15 protein-coding genes are annotated in these 16,327 nt (G+C 65.7%); 7 read left to right on the forward strand and 8 right to left on the reverse strand.

What is annotated here, in order from left to right:
* Positions 1-101 precede the first annotated feature (101 nt).
* Both QO259_RS16675 and QO259_RS16680 read right to left on the reverse strand, forming a co-directional pair.
* Positions 102-1,403: an SLC13 family permease gene (locus tag QO259_RS16675; RefSeq protein ID WP_285950810.1), complete on the reverse strand. Its 1,302-nt coding sequence runs from the start codon at positions 1,401-1,403 to the stop codon at positions 102-104.
* Between the two features lie 82 nt (positions 1,404-1,485).
* Entirely contained in the window at positions 1,486-2,322 is an 837-nt protein-coding gene (locus tag QO259_RS16680; protein ID WP_285950811.1) for an amidohydrolase family protein, read from the reverse strand.
* Positions 2,323-2,505: 183 nt separating this feature from the next.
* On the opposite strand from QO259_RS16680, the gene QO259_RS16685 reads away from it, so the two are divergent.
* The 7 genes from QO259_RS16685 (at position 2,506) to QO259_RS16715 (ending at position 9,290) form a co-directional block, all read left to right on the forward strand.
* Positions 2,506-2,895 (forward strand): GntR family transcriptional regulator, encoded by a 390-nt coding sequence (locus tag QO259_RS16685; RefSeq protein ID WP_285950812.1) that lies wholly within the window; start codon positions 2,506-2,508, stop codon positions 2,893-2,895.
* A complete protein-coding gene (locus tag QO259_RS16690; protein ID WP_285950813.1) occupies positions 2,892-3,242 on the forward strand; it encodes a GntR family transcriptional regulator in 351 nt (116 codons plus the stop codon). The genes QO259_RS16685 and QO259_RS16690 overlap by 4 nt, the downstream gene beginning before the upstream one ends.
* Before the next feature lie 190 nt (positions 3,243-3,432).
* Positions 3,433-4,659, forward strand: a complete 1,227-nt coding sequence (sbmA, locus tag QO259_RS16695) for a peptide antibiotic transporter SbmA (RefSeq protein WP_285950814.1) — start codon at positions 3,433-3,435, stop codon at positions 4,657-4,659.
* A gap of 149 nt (positions 4,660-4,808) precedes the next feature.
* A complete protein-coding gene (gene ugpB, locus QO259_RS16700; RefSeq protein WP_353057299.1) occupies positions 4,809-6,110 on the forward strand; it encodes a sn-glycerol-3-phosphate ABC transporter substrate-binding protein UgpB in 1,302 nt (433 codons plus the stop codon).
* A 273-nt stretch (positions 6,111-6,383) separates the two neighbouring features.
* The gene (gene ugpA / locus QO259_RS16705) at positions 6,384-7,259 is read left to right on the forward strand and encodes a sn-glycerol-3-phosphate ABC transporter permease UgpA (protein WP_285950815.1); all 876 of its coding nucleotides are present in this window, start codon (positions 6,384-6,386) and stop codon (positions 7,257-7,259) included.
* Positions 7,259-8,104 (forward strand): sn-glycerol-3-phosphate ABC transporter permease UgpE, encoded by an 846-nt coding sequence (ugpE, locus tag QO259_RS16710; RefSeq protein WP_285950816.1) that lies wholly within the window; start codon positions 7,259-7,261, stop codon positions 8,102-8,104. The genes ugpA and ugpE overlap by 1 nt, the downstream gene beginning before the upstream one ends.
* 25 nt (positions 8,105-8,129) lie before the next feature.
* Positions 8,130-9,290 carry an ABC transporter ATP-binding protein gene (locus QO259_RS16715; protein ID WP_285950817.1) on the forward strand — a complete coding sequence of 387 codons (1,161 nt, stop codon included), beginning with the start codon at positions 8,130-8,132 and terminating at the stop codon, positions 9,288-9,290.
* Between the two features lie 21 nt (positions 9,291-9,311).
* On the opposite strand, the gene QO259_RS16720 is transcribed toward QO259_RS16715, so the two are convergent.
* From QO259_RS16720 to QO259_RS16745, 6 genes are all read right to left on the reverse strand, one after another.
* A complete protein-coding gene (locus QO259_RS16720) occupies positions 9,312-10,310 on the reverse strand; it encodes a dipeptide ABC transporter ATP-binding protein (protein ID WP_285950818.1) in 999 nt (332 codons plus the stop codon).
* Positions 10,307-11,350, reverse strand: coding sequence for an oligopeptide/dipeptide ABC transporter ATP-binding protein (locus QO259_RS16725; RefSeq protein ID WP_207033801.1), 1,044 nt, complete (start codon positions 11,348-11,350; stop codon positions 10,307-10,309). Before QO259_RS16725 ends, QO259_RS16720 begins: the two co-directional genes overlap by 4 nt.
* Before the next feature lie 63 nt (positions 11,351-11,413).
* Complete coding sequence (locus QO259_RS16730; protein WP_051895862.1) at positions 11,414-12,313, reverse strand: ABC transporter permease subunit; 900 nt, start codon at positions 12,311-12,313, stop codon at positions 11,414-11,416.
* 10 nt (positions 12,314-12,323) lie between these two features.
* Positions 12,324-13,349: an ABC transporter permease subunit gene (locus tag QO259_RS16735; RefSeq protein ID WP_472709284.1), complete on the reverse strand. Its 1,026-nt coding sequence runs from the start codon at positions 13,347-13,349 to the stop codon at positions 12,324-12,326.
* 53 nt (positions 13,350-13,402) lie between these two features.
* Positions 13,403-14,992 carry an ABC transporter substrate-binding protein gene (locus QO259_RS16740; RefSeq protein WP_285950819.1) on the reverse strand — a complete coding sequence of 530 codons (1,590 nt, stop codon included), beginning with the start codon at positions 14,990-14,992 and terminating at the stop codon, positions 13,403-13,405.
* 301 nt (positions 14,993-15,293) lie between these two features.
* On the reverse strand, positions 15,294-16,163 hold the full coding sequence (locus QO259_RS16745; protein WP_285950820.1) for a glycine betaine ABC transporter substrate-binding protein: 870 nt from the start codon (positions 16,161-16,163) through the stop codon (positions 15,294-15,296).
* Positions 16,164-16,327: the final 164 nt, after the last annotated feature.

The following is a 16,327-nucleotide window of genomic DNA, read 5'->3' on the forward strand; positions in this document are numbered from 1 at the left end:
GAAACACAGAGACAAAGAGACAAAGAGACACAGAAACGACAAGGGCGGCATCGAGGATGCCGCCCTTGGTGTAGCGCACGTTTCTATCCCGCAGATCGTGCCTAGAAGATGAAGGTCAGCAACAGATTGAACACCATCGCCGCGACGAAGCCCAGCGGTGCGGCACGGAACAGCAGCTTGGGCAGCAGCCCGGCACGCGCGCGGTCATCGGGGCAGGAGCCGAGGATCAGGCTGCCGCCGGAGGAGAACGGCGAGATCGAGGTGGCCTGGGCGCCGACCACGATAGCAATGAAGATGATCATCGGGTCGATGGCCAGGGTGTTGGCGATCGGCAGCACCAGCGGGAACAGTGCCGGGGTGACCACGCCCAGGGTGCTGGCGAACAGCGACATCAGCGCCGCCGCCACGCCGAAGGCGACCGGAATCAGCGCCGGCGGGATGTTGGTGCCGATCCACGACCCCAGCAGATCGATGGTGCCGGCCTTGATCGCCACCGAGATCAGCATGCCGACCCCGCAGATCATGATGATGGTGCCCCACGGCAGCGAGGCGATAGCCTGACGCTCGTCGCCCAGCTTGAGCAGCAGTGCAATGACCGAGAACACGCTGGCGATCAGGCCGATATCGACCTTGGCATTGACGAACGCGACCGCGGCGTTGTCCGGCAGCAGCAGGCTGGCGATCGGCGGCAGCAGCACCGTGGCCATCATGATCAGGGTCAGCGTCAGGGTGGTCTTCTGCTCGCGGTTGAGCGGCGCGGGACGCTCGATGTGCTCCAGCGAGGCCACCGCGCTGCCGCGCCGGCGCCCGACCACGATCAGCCCGGCGAGCACCACCACCGGCACGATCAGGGTGCTGGCGAAGATCCCCAGGGCATTGATGAAGGCCTGGTTGTCGGAGACACCGGAGCTGGTCATCAGGGTGCGGAAGATGATCCCGCTCTGGCTGGAGACGAAGTTGGCCCCGGCCAGCGCGCCGTAGTTCACCGCCATGCCGCCGACGATCAGGCTGAGCCCGGTGCGGTTGCACAGCAGCAGGGTGATCGGCGCCATGAACGCCAGCACAGTGTAGTAGCCGGCGCCGAGCCCGGAGATGACCGTGGCGGCGAGGAAGATCGCGAACGGCATCAGGCTGGGCACGTTGCGGCAGCGGTACATCAGATGCTCGGCGAGCTTCTCCAGGGTGCCGTTGACGATGGCGAAGCTGTAGAACAGGCAGACCGAAAAGATGATGAAGAAGATCTTCAGCGGCCAGGTGGCGATCACCTCCTTGGGGCTCATGCCCATGCCGAAGCAGCCGATCAGGTAGGCGAAGGCGATCGCGAACAGCCCAATGTTGAGCTTGAAGCGGTAGCCGAGAACGATGGAGACGACGATCGCCCCCACCACCAGCAGACTCATCATGTCAGTTCCCCTCGTGCGTGATCCCGGTATCGGCGTATCCGGTACTCGGTTTGATGTCGTTGTCGTTCAGGCGCCGGCGCGCTCAGGCGTCGCCCCCCAGCGCGATCCGAAACAGCCGCGCCGGGTTGTCGACCAGCACCTGGCGGCGCTCTTGCGGGTCGGGCAGCAGCTTTTCCAGCAGCGCGAACTGGGCGTCGTAGTCGGTGTCCGCCTCGAAGCGGGTGTGCGGCCAGTCGCTGCCCCACAGCAGGTTCTCGCTATGGCCGTAGGCGTCGCGCAGCCGCTCGATCGAGCGGCTCGCCTGATCCAGGCTCGACCGGCTGCGGTAGGTGGCCGAGAGCTTGACCCACAGCGGCTGGTGCGCCAGCCGTGACAGCAGTGCGCGATGCGCCGGATTCACCGGATCGATCTCGCCGCCCGGCAGGCCGAAGTGGTCGATCACCACGTCGCAGCCGGCGCCCAGGATCGGCGCCACCACGTCATCGAGATCTTCCATTCCACGCTGGATCTCCACCGACCAGCGGCGTCGCGCCAGCTCGGTGAAGAAGCGCTGCCACGGCGCCGCGGCGTAGTCGTCGAGCGTCTTGCCGATCAGATTGAGACGCACGCTGACCACCCCGGCGGCGTCGAGCGCATCCAGTGCCGCCGCAGAGATCGTCGGTTCGACCACGGCGGTGCCGCGCAGCCGCTCGGGATAGCGGCGCAGCGCCGCCACTAGATAGTCGTTGTCGGTACCGAGGAAGCTCGGCTGCACCAGCACCCCGTGAGAGAGGCCACAGCGGTCCAGATGTGCCAGATACGTTTCCACCTTGGCGTCGTAGTCCGGGCTGTAGCGCCGACCCTCCACCAGCGGCAGATCGCGCTGGAAGATGTGAGCGTGGGTATCCACGCCCGTTACGACTTTAGCAGTAGAATGCATCATAGAATCCTTGAATCACATGATATAAGCCTGTGCAATCGGCCATAGCCTGACCGCTTCGACTCATCTATTCATCTATATGAATAGAGCAATCGGCAGCATACACGCTTTTAGTCGCAGTTTTCTTTACCTACGACTAAAGGTGATACATTGAAATCAATAACAGGCAGGGAACCTATCGTGATGAGAACGTCGAGCCTGCAGACCGACGAACGTCTGCCGCTCTATCAACGCCTGCGCGACGATATGCTCTCGCGCATCGCCTCCGGGGAGTGGGCCCCCGGCATCGCCATCCCCACCGAAGCGGAGCTGACCAAGCAGTACGGCGTCGCAGTGGGCACCCTGCGCAAGGCCGTGGACACCCTGGTCCAGGACGGCCTGATGGAGCGCAGTCAGGGGCGCGGCACCTTCATCCGGCGCCCCAACTTCCAGGGCTCCCTGTTTCGCTTCTTCCGTCAGGTGGATGCGCTCGGCGAGCGTCAGGTGCCCACCAGCCGGATTCTGAGCCGAACGCGTACCCAGGCCTCGGAAAGCGTGGCCCTCGCCCTGGAGCTCCCCCGGGCAGCGAGGTGATCAAGCTCGAACGGTTGCGCCAGATCGGCGGCAGCAACGTCTCGCGGGAGGAGATCTGGCTGCCGGCGGCGCGCTTCGCCGGGCTGATGTCGGTGGACCCGGAAGCATTCGAGAACCTGCTCTACCCCTTCTATGAGAGCCAGTGCGGTCAGTTGGTGGCCTCGGCGCGTGAGACGCTCACCGTGGAGACGGCCGATGCCCCTACCGCCAAGGCGCTGGAGATCGCCCAGGGCGCACCGGTGGTGAACATCGAACGCCTGGCGCTGGGTTACGACGGCACCCCGCTGGAATTTCGCCGCACGCTGGGCAATGCCGAGACTTTCCGCTACCAGGTCGACATCACCTGAGACGCGTTTTCGCTGGCGCGTGTCGCCGCAAACGCCGAGGCGCTGTACGCAAACGACCGCCGTGTGCCGACGTTTCGTACGGTGCCTCGCACCAGAAGCATACCGGTGTAAGGGAACGTAACGCGTAGAGCAGGGTCGATGGAAAGGGGCCGCGATCCCGGGCCCGATCTTCGCCGCTCAGGATGTCACCGTGTTTCGATCCTTCTTTCCTCGACCCGCGCTGCTCTCGCTCAGCGCACTCGTTTGGTCCCTGCTGTGCCTGGGGCTGTGGGACACCACCGCCAACGCCTGGGGTGCCGTCATCGGCCTGCCCCCGCTCGCCCCCGGCGCCGAGCTGCCGATCGACGTCTCGCGCTTCTGGGCGCCGTCTTTTCTCTGGTTCTACCTCTACTACGCCCTGTGCACGGCGCTCTTCGCCGCCGCCTGGTTCCGCTTGAGCTCGCACCGCTGGCAGCGCTGGTCGATTCTCGGCAGCGCGCTGATCGTCTTTCTGACCTACTTCTCGGTCCAGACCAGCGTCGCGGTCAATGCCTGGTACGGGCCGTTCTGGGACATGGTGCAGCGGGCGCTGGGCGGTGACGGCGCGGTGAGCACGGCGGATCTCTACCGTGAAATGCTCGCCTTCGCCGGTATCGCCTTCGTCGCGGTCACGGTGGGGGTGTTCAACCTGTTCTTCGTCAGCCACTACATCTTCCGCTGGCGCTGGGCGATGAACGACTACTACATGCACCACTGGCCGCGCCTGCGCCATGTCGAGGGGGCCGCCCAGCGCGTGCAGGAGGACACCATGCGTTTCTCCACCACGCTGGAGGGGCTGGGGGTGAGTCTGCTCAAGTCGGTGCTGACGCTGATCGCCTTCCTGCCGCTGCTGGTGACGATGTCCCAGCACATCACCGAACTGCCGCTGGTCGGGCACGTCTCCAACGCGCTGGTGTGGTCGGCGGTCGCCTGGTCGCTGTTCGGCACCCTGTTCCTGGCGCTGGCGGGGGTCAAGCTGCCGGGTCTGGAGTTTCGCAACCAGCGCGTGGAGGCGGCCTACCGCAAGGAGCTGGTCTACGGCGAGGACGCCGCCGAGCGCGCCCGCCCGGCCACGGTAGCGGAGCTTTTCCAGGCGGTGCGGCGCAACTACTTCCGGCTCTACTGGCACTACGCCTACTTCAATATCGCGCGCATCTTCTACCTGCAGGCCGACGTGGTCTTCGCCTTCATCGTGCTGGCGCCCTCGATCGTCGCCGGCAAGCTGACCCTGGGCCTGCTACAGCAGATCCTCAACGTCTTCGGCCAGGTGCGCGACTCCTTCCAGTATCTGGTCAACGCCTGGTCGACCATCATCGAGCTGCTCTCGATCGTCAAACGCCTGCGCACCTTCGAGCGGGTGATCGAACGCACGCCGGAGGCTATCGAGTCCCCAACCTAAGTAATGACGCCAGGGCGTGCGCAGCGCCCTGCCGTCATCGCTTGGTCAAAGCGCTGTCATTCAAGTGACATCCGAATGCCACGCTCCTGACATCGTGTCGTCCTAGGGTACGCACCACACCCTGTAACGCCCTGTCAGGAGATGTCATCGTGCGCCTCACCTCTCTACTGCCATTCGTCGCTGTCACCGCGCTCTCTCTCTCCACCTCGGCCCAGGCGGCCACCACCATCACCTGGTGGCACGCCATGGAGGGCGTACTCGGCGAAAAGGTCAACGCCTCCCAGAGCGACTATGTGGTCAAGCCCGTCTACAAGGGCAGCTACAGCGATAACCTGACCGCAACCATCGCCGCCTTCCGCGCCGGTCAGGCACCGGCGATCACCCAAGTGTTCGAGGTCGGCACGGCGACGATGATGAACGCCAAGGGCGCGATCTACCCGGTCTACCAGCTGATGCAGGACACCGGCACGGCGTTCGATCCCGACGCCTTCCTGCCGGCGGTGAAGAGCTACTACACCTCGCGCGACGGCCACATGCTGTCGATGCCGTTCAACTCCTCCACCCCGGTGCTCTATTACAACAAGGACGCCTTCGCCAAGGCCGGCATCGAGACGCCGCCCAAGACCTGGGCCGAGGTCGGCAAGGACGCTCACAAGCTGGTCGAGAGCGGCGCCGCCGAATGCGGCCTGACCACCGCCTGGCCGAGCTGGACCCAGCTGGAGAACTTCAGCGCAATCAACGATGTGCCCTTCGCCACCCAGGCCAACGGTTTCAATGGCACCGATGCCCGCCTGGTGTTCGACAAGCAGCCGGCCACGGTGGGGCATATCCAGGATCTGGCCGAGTGGCAGAAGAGCCACGCCTTCGAGTATGGCGGCCGTGCCGACAACGGCACCAAGCGCTTCCAGTCGGGCCGCTGCGCCATGCTGACTACCTCCTCCGCCTCGCGTGCGGGTATTCAGGAAGCCGCCAAGGGCAAGTTCACCTTCGGCATCGCCCCGCTGCCCTATGACGCCGAAGCGGTGAGCCAGCCCCGCAACTCGATCATCGGCGGCGCCTCGCTGTGGGTCATGCAGGGCCAGTCGGACAAGGTCTACAAAGGCGTGGCCGAGTTCCTCAACTTCCTCTCCTCGCCGGCGGTACAGGCCGACTGGGCCAGCTTCACCGGCTATGTGCCGATCACCACTGCCGCCTATCAGCAGTTGAAAGATGAGGGCTTCTACATCAAGACGCCGGGCGCCAGCGTGGCGATCGACCAGCTGACCCGGGGCACGCCGGATGACAACGGCCGCGGCCTGCGTCTGGGCAACATGCCGCAGATCCGTAACATCATCGCCGAACAGCTGGAGAAAGCGTTCAACGGCAGCGAGCCCGCCGCCCAGGCGCTGACCGAGGCTGCCAAGCGCGGCAATGCGGAGCTCGAGCAATTCGAGCGCAGCGTCTCGAACTAGGGGCTGCGTACGAAAACGATCTGCGCGCGCTGATCTTGTGTCCAAACCCTAAGCGCCTAAGGAAGCACTGAATAAATCGACGAGCGAGATGAAGCGCAAGGCGCATGGAACACAGAACACGAGACATAACATGGGGTTAGGCGAGTGTTCGAGTACCACGCAACGCAGCGATTCGCTCGCGCAGGCATTTATGCAGTGGTTCCCTAAGATGCCCTTCTCTGCTGTCGAGTCCCCGAAAGCGGGCGGCGCAAGCCGCCCGCTGTGCCGATCAAGATGACCACTTTCGAACGTCACTCCGTCACTCCCTGGCTGCTGCTGGCGCCCCAGCTCGCGGTGGTTGCCATCTTCTTCTTCTGGCCCGCCGCCGAGTCGGTGCGTCAGGCGTTCTACGTACAGGATGCCTTCGGCCTCGGTGAGCGCTTCGTCGGGCTCGCCAACTTTCAGCATGTGCTCTCCTCTCCGGGCTACTGGCACGCCTTCGGCGTCACCGCGCTGTTCAGCCTGCTGGTGGCGGCGGGCGCCATGGGCCTGGCACTGCTGCTGGCGGTCCTCGCCGACCGCGTGCTCCACGGCGCCAAGCTCTACCGCGTGCTGCTCACCTGGCCCTATGCGGTGGCGCCGGCGGTGGCGGGGCTTTTGTGGCTGTTCATGTTCGACCCGGTGCTCGGCGTGCTGACCCACGCCCTGGCCGTCTTCGGCGTGCACTGGGATGCCCAGCTCGACCCCGGCCAGGCGCTGGCGCTGGTGGTGATCGCCTCGATCTGGCAGCAGATGAGCTACAACTTCGTGTTCTTTCTCGCCGGGCTGCAGATGATCCCCGCCTCGCTGCTCGAGGCCGCCGCCATCGACGGCGCCGGACCGTTCCGGCGCTTCTTCGGCATCACCCTGCCGCTGCTGTCGCCGACCGCCTTCTTCCTGCTGGTGATGAACAGCGTCTACGTGCTGTTCGAGACCTTCGCCACCATCGACAACACCACCCTGGGTGGCCCCGGCGGCGCCACCCGCACCCTGGTCTACAAGCTCTACGAGGATGGCTTCGTGGGCCGCGACCTGGGCGGTTCCAGCGCCCAGTCGGTGCTGCTGATGGTGCTGGTCGGAGTGCTCACCTTCATCCAGTTCCGCTATCTCGAACGCAAGGTCGCCTACTGATGCGCTATCGTCGCCCCGGCCTCGACGGCCTCACCCATCTGCTGCTGATCACCGGCGTGGTGATCTTCGGGCTACCGCTGTGGCTCGCGCTCACCGCCTCCACCCACAGTGCCGCCGACCTGCAGAACGGCATCGCCCCGCTGTGGTTCGGCGACCAGGGGCTGGCCAACTACTGGCAGCTACTGTCGCAGCCGATGCCCGGGCTCGGCGTCAGCGCCCTGCGCCTGCTCGGCAACTCGCTGGTGATGGCGCTGGGTATCGCCCTGGGCAAGATCGCGATCTCGCTGCTGGCCGCCTACGCCATCGTGTTCTTCCGCTTTCCCTGCCGCACGCTCTGCTTCTGGCTGATCTTCGTCACCCTGATGCTGCCGGTGGAGGTGCGCATCGTGCCGACCTACGGCGTGGTGGCGCGCTTCGGGCTGATCGATACCTACGCCGGGATGATCCTGCCGCTGATCGCCTCGGCCACCGCCACCTTTCTGCTGCGCCAGTGCTTTCTGAGCCTGCCCTCGGAGCTGTTCGAGGCGGCGCGGCTGGATGGCGCCGGGCCGCTGCGCTTTCTCAAGGATTTCGTGCTGCCGCTGTCGCGGACCAATCTCGCGGCGCTGTTCGTGATCATGTTCATCTACGGCTGGAACCAGTACCTGTGGCCGCTACTGGCGGCCAACTCGCCGGATCACGCCACCGCCGTGATCAGTCTGAAGAATCTGGTGCAGTCCACCGACACCCTGCCGCCCTGGCAACTGGCCACCGCGATGACGCTGCTCACGGTGCTGCCGCCGGTGGTGGTGATCGTCGCCATGCAGCGCTTCTTCGTGCGTGGGCTGACCGATGCCGAAAAGTGACCCTCAACGCCAAAAGACTCATCCCATGGCCACGCTGACCTGCCGCCAGCTCGGCAAGACCTACAAGGGCGGCCAACGCGCCGTCGACGGTATCGATCTGACCCTGGAACCCGGCGAGCTGATGGTCGTCGTGGGCCCCTCGGGCTGCGGAAAGTCGACCTTCCTGCGCATGGTGGCGGGGCTCGAGACGATCAGCGATGGCGAGCTGGAGATCGGCGGGCGGCTCGCCAACCGCCTGGAGCCGGCCCAGCGCGGGGTGGCGATGGTATTCCAGAACTACGCTCTCTACCCGCACATGAGCGTGTTCGACAACATGGCCTATGCGCTCAAGCTGCAGAAGCGCCCGCGCGAGGAGATCACCCGCCGGGTGCGCGAGGCCGCGGCCCTGCTGGGGATCGAGGCGCTGCTCGAACGCCGCCCGCGCCAGCTCTCCGGCGGCCAGCGCCAGCGAGTGGCGATGGGCCGGGCGATCGTGCGCGAGCCGCGCGTGTTCCTGTTCGACGAGCCGCTCTCCAATCTCGACGCCGCGCTGCGCGTGCAGATGCGCCTGGAGATTCGGCGCCTGCAGCAGCGCCTGGGCGCGAGCATGCTCTATGTCACCCACGACCAGGTCGAGGCGATGACCCTGGCCGACCGTCTGGTCGTCATGCGCGACGGCCGCATCGAGCAGATCGGCACCCCGATGAGCCTGTTCGAGACGCCCGCCAGCTGCTTCGTGGCGCGCTTCATCGGCTCGCCGGCGATGAACCTGCTGCCGGTAAGCCACAGTGAAGGCTGCGCACGGCTGCCCGGCGGCCTGATCCTCGAAACAGATGCCCTTGGAACAGAGCCCGCGGAAGCCCCCTCAGCGAACGCGGAGGCCAAGGCGCCCGCACGTGCCGCTACCCTGGGCGTACGCCCGGAGCATCTGCGCCTCGACCCGCAGGGCGAGTTCGCGGTCACCCTGGAGATGATCGAGCGCCTGGGGGTGGATGCGCTGGCCTACTGCCGCCTGCCGGGGCTCGACGCCCCGCTCACCGCGCGGCTGCCGCTGGCCACGCTGGAGGCCGCGGCGCTGCGTGAGGGCAGCGAGATCCGCCTCGGCGTCGACGGCCCGCTGCACCTGTTCGACGCCGAAGAACGGCGTCTGGCAGGGCGGGCGCGTCTTGTCGCCGAGACATTGACGGCGACATCGAGCATCGCGTGAGACCGCATCGCTCCACCGAGATCAGGACGCCGCCTGCGCACCCCGGGTCTCGACGTGGATACAGGCCACGCTGACCGCATCGTCCACCGGCTCCAGCGGCGGGTCGGTGCGGGTGCAGGCCTCGGTGGCGCGATGGCAGCGCGGGGCGAACGGACAGCCCGGCGGCGGCGACAGCGGTGACGGCGGCTCGCCCTTGAGCCGTACCCGCTCGCGCCGCCGGTTGGGGTCGGCCACCGGCGTGGCCGAGAACAGCGCCTGGGTGTAGGGGTGGCGCGGCTGGCTGAACACCGTCTCCGCCGGCCCCGTCTCCACCGGCTGGCCGAAGTACATCACGATGACGTCGTCGGCGATGCGCCGCACCACCGAGAGATCGTGGGAGATGAACACGTAGGCCAGCCCGAACTCCTCCTGCAGATCCGCCAGCAGATTGAGTACCTGGGCCTGGATCGACAGATCCAGCGCCGAGACCGGCTCGTCGAGCACCAGGATTTTGGGGTTGAGCATCAGCGCGCGGGCGATCGCGATACGCTGACGCTGGCCGCCGGAGAACATGTGCGGGTAGCGGTCGGCGTGCTCGGGGCGCAGGCCCACCTTGTCGATCATCTCCAGCGCGGCGGCGCGGCGCTGGCTGGCGCTCATCTCGCGACGGTTGAGCTTGAGCGGCTCCTCCAGCATGGTCGCCACGGTCTTGCGCGGGTTGAGCGAGCCATAAGGGTTCTGGAAGATGATCTGCACCTCGCGGCGCAGCGCCGCCGGCGGGCGCTGGCCCGGCTTGAGCGCCACCGCCTGGCCGTTGATGGTCAGCTCGCCGCTGGTGGGCGGCTCGATCATCGTCAACACCCGCGCCAGCGTCGACTTGCCGCAGCCCGACTCGCCGACCACCGCCAGCGTCTGCCCCGCGAACAGCTCGAACGAGGCCTCGTTGAGCGCCTTGACCGTGGCCGGCCTGGAGAAGGGCCCGCCCTTGATCTCGTAGTAGCGCGTCAGGTGACGCGCGCGCAGTACCGCTTCACGGCTCATGGACGCACCTCCGGTCGCGACGGGGAAGACGTCTCGGGCGAGACGCCGGGGGAAGGTTCGGCTGATGGCTCGGCATCCGGCCGCCCGAGCGGGTAGTGGCACAGCGTGCGCGCCGGGTCGTCGGGTGCGGCCACCGGCTCCACCTCGCGGCAGTGCTCGGTGGCGTAACGACAGCGCGGATTGAACAGACAGCCCGTAGGGCGGTCGTGCTGGCCCGGCACCACCCCGGGGATGGTCGGCAGCCGCGACTGCCCCGCGGCGCGCTCGGGCAGCGCCGAGAGCAGCGCCTCGGTATACGGGTGGCGCGGGTGGGCGAACAGCGACTTCACCTCCTGCTGCTCCACCTGGCGCCCGGCATACTGCACGATCACCTGCTTGGCGGTCTCGGCGACCACGCCCATGTCGTGGGTGATCAGGATCAGCGCCATGCCCTTCTCCTCCTGCAGCTTGAGCAGCAGTTCGAGGATCTGGGCCTGGATGGTGACATCCAGCGCCGTGGTCGGCTCGTCGGCGATCAGCAGCCGCGGGTCGCAGGAGATCGCCATGGCGATCATCACGCGCTGGCTCATGCCGCCGGAGAGCTGATGCGGATACGCCTTGATCCGCCGCGCCGGGTCGGGAATCCCCACCTGGGCGAGCAGCTCCAGCGCCCGCTCGTGGCGCTCGCGACGCGAGCCGCCCTTGTGCTGCTTGATCATCTCGTCGATCTGGGTGCCCACGGTGAAGCACGGATTCAGGCTGCTCATCGGCTCCTGAAAGATCATCGACATCTCGCCGCCGACGATACGCCGGCGCTGGCGCGAACTCAGGCGCTGCAGGTCCTGGCCGTCGAAGGCCATGCGCTCGGCGCTGACCTGGGCGGTCCACGGCAGCAGCCCCATGGTCGCCAGCATCGAGACCGACTTGCCCGAGCCGGACTCGCCGACGATCGACAGCACGTCGCCGTGATCGACCTGGATATCGACGTTCTCGACCGCCGTGAACAGGCCGCTGTTGGTCTGGAATCGCACGCTCAGGCCTGCGATATCAAGTAATGCCATGTGAACTCCTCATCGCGTCGCCACGCCCACCCCGGCTTCTGGTGCCGGGTGCGGGCCTCGCGCTCACGATCGTTTCATCTTCGGGTCCAGCGCATCGCGCAGCCCGTCGCCCATCAGGTTGATCATCAGCACGGTCAGCAGAATGACCAGCCCCGGGAAGGTGACCGCCCAGTAGGCGCTCCCCATGAACTCGCGCGCATTGGCCAGCATCGCGCCCCATTCCGGGGTCGGCGGCTGCACGCCCATGCCCAGAAAGCCCAGCGCGGCGATATCCAGGATCGCGGTGGAGAACGACAGCGTCGCCTGCACGATCAGCGGCGCCATGCAGTTGGGCAGCAGGGTGTTGAACATCAGACGCATATGGCCGGCCCCGGCCAGGCGGCTGGCGGTGACGTACTCGCGGCTCTTCTCGCCGATCACCGCCGCGCGCGTCAGGCGCACGAAGTAGGGCAGCTGTACCAGGGCAATGGCGATCATCGCGCTGGTCAGCCCCGGGCTCAGGATCGCCACCAGGCCCAGCGCCAGCAGCAGGCTGGGGAAGGCCAGCACCACGTCCATCACGCGGGTGATCACGGTCTCGACCCAGCCGCGGAAGTAGCCCGCCAGCAGCCCCAGGAAGATGCCGCCGCACATCGAGATCAGCACCACCATGGCGCTGATCGAGAGCGAGTAGCGGGCGCCATAGATCAGCCGCGAGAGAATGTCGCGGCCCACCGCATCGGTGCCCAGGATGTAGCGCCAGCTGCCCTCGGCGTGCCATACCGGCGGCACCAGCAGTGCCGAGCGGTCCTGCAGTGCCGGGTCATGGGGCGCCACCCAGGGCGCCAGCAGCGCCACCAGAAAGATCAGCGCGATGAAGATCAGCCCGACCAGGGCGCCGCGGCTGGCGCTGAAATCCTTCCAGAAGCCGCCCAACTGATGGCGAAACGTCCCGGGCGCGGCAGGGGTAGAAATTGCAGCCATTTTTGGGCCCTCAATGACGGATGCGCGGATTGATGACCCCATAGGCCACATCCACCAGCAGATTGACGATCATCACGATGAACGCGATCAGCACCAGACCACCCTGCACCGAGGGGTAGTCGCGCCGCGAGATCGCATCGATCATCCACTTGCCGATGCCCGGCCACGAGAAGATCGTCTCGGTCAGGATCGCCCCGGCCAGCAGCAGCCCCACTTGGAGCCCGATCACCGTGACCACCGAGATCAGCGCATTGCGCAGGGTGTGCACCATGATCACGCGATAGCTGGAGAGCCCCTTGGCGCGCGCCGTGCGCACGTAGTCCTCGCCCAGCACCTCGAGCATCGAGGAGCGGGTCTGGCGCGCGATCACCGCCAGCGGAATGGTGCCGAGCACGATGGCGGGCAGGATCAGATGGTGCAGCGCCGAGAGGAAGGCGCCCCAGTCGCCGGCGAGCAGGGTGTCGATGGTCATGAAACCGGTGACCGGCTCGATGAAGTACATGAAGGAGATACGCCCGGAGACCGGGGTCCAGCCGAGGGTGCCGGAGAAGAACATGATCAGCAAAAGGCCCCACCAGAAGATCGGCATCGAATAGCCGGTCAGGCTGATGCCGACCACGGTGTGGTCGAGCGTCTTGCCGCGGCGGATCGCTGCCAGCACCCCGGCCGGCAGGCCGATGATCACGGCGAAGGCGAGCGCGAACAGCGACAGCTCCATGGTCGCCGGGAAGCGGCTGAAGAACTCGCCGACCACCGGCGAGTGGGTGACCAGCGAGTTGCCCAGGTCACCGTGCAAGAGCCCCTTGAGGAACTCCCAGTACTGCACCGGCAGCGGCCGGTCGAAGCCGAACTGCGCCTGCAGCTGGGCGTAGCGCTCGGCGGAGATGCCGCGCTCGCCCGCCATCAGCAGGATCGGATCGCCCGGCAGCAGACGAATGAAGGCGAACGCCACGATGGTGACGCCGATGAAGGTCGGCACCAGCTGCGCCAGCTTGACCAGAATGAACTTGAACATAGTGAGGGTCTGACTAGTCATGCGCGGGCACGGAGCAGCCGCCAGGCTGCCCCGTGCACCACGAAGGGAGGGAGTTACTCTTGGATATCGACGCCTTCGAAGCTATGCAGACCCAACGGATTGATCACGTAGCCGGTGACCTCCTTGCGGATCGGCATGAACACCGTCGAGTGGGCCAGGGTGTCCCACGGCGCCTGCTGCTTGAAGATCACCTGCGCCTTCTCGTAGAGCTTGGCGCGTTCGGCCTGATCGCTCAGCGTACGCGCCTGCTGGATCAGGTCGTCGAACGGCTTGTAGCACCACTGCGAACGGTTGGCACCGCCGACACCGGCACAGCTCAACAGGGTGCCCATGAAGTTGTCCGGGTCGCCGTTGTCACCGGTCCAGCCCAGGATCACCGCACCCTTGCGGTCGACCGCGGAGGCGCGCTTGAGATACTCGCCCCACTCGTAGGTGACGATATTGACGTCGACCCCGACCTTGGCCAGATCCGCCTGCATCAGCTCGGCGGCACGCCGCGCGTTGGGCATGTAGGGGCGCTGGACCGGCATCGCCCAGATGTCCATCTTCAGGTTCTTGACCCCGGCGTCGACGAGCATCTGCTTGGCCTTCTCGGGGTCGTAGGGGTCATCCTTGACGGCGTCGTTGTAGCTCCACATGGTCGGCGGAATCGGGTTCTTGGCCACTTCCCCCGCGCCCTGGAACACCGCGTCGATGATCGCCTGCTTGTTGATCGCCATATTGAGCGCGCGGCGCACTTCCGGCTGGTCGAACGGCTTCTCCTGGGTGTTGTAGGCCAGATACGCCACGTTGAGCCCCGGCTCCTGCAGCACCTGGATCTCGTCGTTCTGCTTCATCGCCTTGACGTCAGCCGGGTTGGGGAACGGCATCACCTGGCACTCGCCCGCCTGCAGCTTCTGGTAGCGCACCTGGGCATCCGGGGTGATGGCGAAGACCAGATTGTCGATCGGCTGCTTGCCGCGGAAGTAGTCCGGGTTGGCCTGGTAGCGGATCGCCGCGTCTTCACGATAGGCGACGAACTGGAACGGCCCGGTGCCGACCGGCTTCTGATTGGCCTGCTGCGGCTTGCCCTCGTCGATCAGCTGCTGTTCGTACTCCTGGGAGTGGATCGCCGCGAAGGGCATCGCCAGGTTGGCCAGGAACGGCGCATTGGGCTCGGTCAGCACGAACTTGACGGTGTGCGCGTCGACCTTCTCGATCGACTTGATCAGCTCGCCCATCGACATCGCGTTGAAGTACTCAAAGTTGCCGTTGGCGAGCTTGTAGTAGGGGTTTTCCTTGTCCATCTGGCGCTCGAAGCTCCAGATGACGTCGTCGGCGTTGAGCGGCCGGCTGGGGGTGAAGAAATCGGTGGTCTGGAACTTGATGTCGTCGCGCAGGTGGAAGGTCACGCTCAGGCCATCGTCGGAGACTTCCCAGCTCTTGGCGATGGCCGGCTCCAGCTCGGTGGTGCCCGGCTTGAACTGCACCAGCATGTTGAACACCGTCTCGCTGGTCGCATCGAAGGTGGTGCCGGTGGTATAGATCGCGGGGTCGAAGCCCTCCGGCGAGCCTTCGGAGCAGTAGACCAGCGTCTTGGCCATGACCGGGGTCGCGCCCATCATCATGGCCGCCACACCGGCGGCCAGCAGCGTCTTTTTCATTGGAGATTCTCCTGCACAGCGGTCGCTGTCATTGTCTTTGTCGGCTTGTGGCCGTTTATCGTTGTCGCCTTGCCCGCTGACGGCTCGGCCCAGCGGGCAGTCGCCTGAGGTTAGTTCGTCGATTAGCGTTTAATCAATTGTCCGATAGCGTGAGACGCGGCGCTTGCACTCGGCACGCAATATGGTTATAGCCCCACGCACTAAGAGCACATTGCCACCCCCTCTGACGATGGGCGCCGGATAGGCCCACGTCGTCCAGCGGTTGTGAAAGGCATTCCAAGAGGGTGTTTCCTCACCCATTTCAGCGCGCCGCCTGCCCCGCGGCCAGCCACGCATCGATCTGATCCTGGTTTTGTGCGATCCAGTTCCTGGCCCCCGCGACCGGGTCGCCGCGCTCCTCGATCTGAGACATCAGGTCACTCAGGCTCTCGTCACTCATGTGCCAGGCGTCGAGCACCGCTGTCAGCCAGGGGTCGTCCTCGCCGAAACCCTGCCGTGAGAACCAGTAGATGGTGTCACCCTCGCCGTAGATGCCCTGTGGGTCGTCGAGATACTTCAGGTCGTAGTCGGCGAACGCCCAGTGCGGGTTCCACAGCGTCACCACGATCGGCTGCTGTGTGCGATAGGCGCGATCCAGCGCGGACATCATCGCCGGCTCGGAGCTGTTGATCTGCTTCAGCGGCAGGTCATAGGCGCTGATCGCTTCATCGGTCAGGCCGGCGATCGCCGAGCCCGGGTCGATCCCCAGGATGCTCGGGCGGCCCTGATACGCGAACTCGTCGGCATGTGCCGCCAGCTCGGGAATGCTGTCGATATCGACATAGCTCGGCACCACCAGACCCAGCCCGGTCTCGTCGTACCAGGCATCGTGAACCTCGAGTGTGTCCTTGTACGGCGCCAGGAAGCTCTTGTCCGTATGTGGCAGCCAGATCTCCAGCCCGACGTCGATATCCCCGCTGTTCATACCCGCGTAGAGCGCACTCTTGCCCACGTTGGCGAGCCTGACGTCATAGCCGTGCTGTTCAAGCACCAGCTCCCACAGGTTGGAGACGGCAATGTTCTCGGCCCAGTTGTTGGTCCCGATGGTCAGCGTCTTGTCCGCGGCCTGCGCGGCGGAGAAGGTCGTGGTCAGCGCGGCCGCAGCCAGCATTCCGATCAGCGTGTTTTTCATCTGCGTTCCCGGTTGGCATGTCAATTCAACTTAGCAGGACGCGCCGAGGAAGCCGAGACACGCGCCGATGTTCGCACGGGTTCACCCGCAGGACGCGCCTGTACAGCATGACGGGCGGTGTTATGATCGAGAATCATTTTTGTTCGCCCGCGGATTCTCCCTCC

Source organism: Salinicola sp. JS01 (assembly GCF_030284585.1).
In the GTDB taxonomy this organism is placed as follows: Bacteria; Pseudomonadota; Gammaproteobacteria; order Pseudomonadales; family Halomonadaceae; genus Salinicola.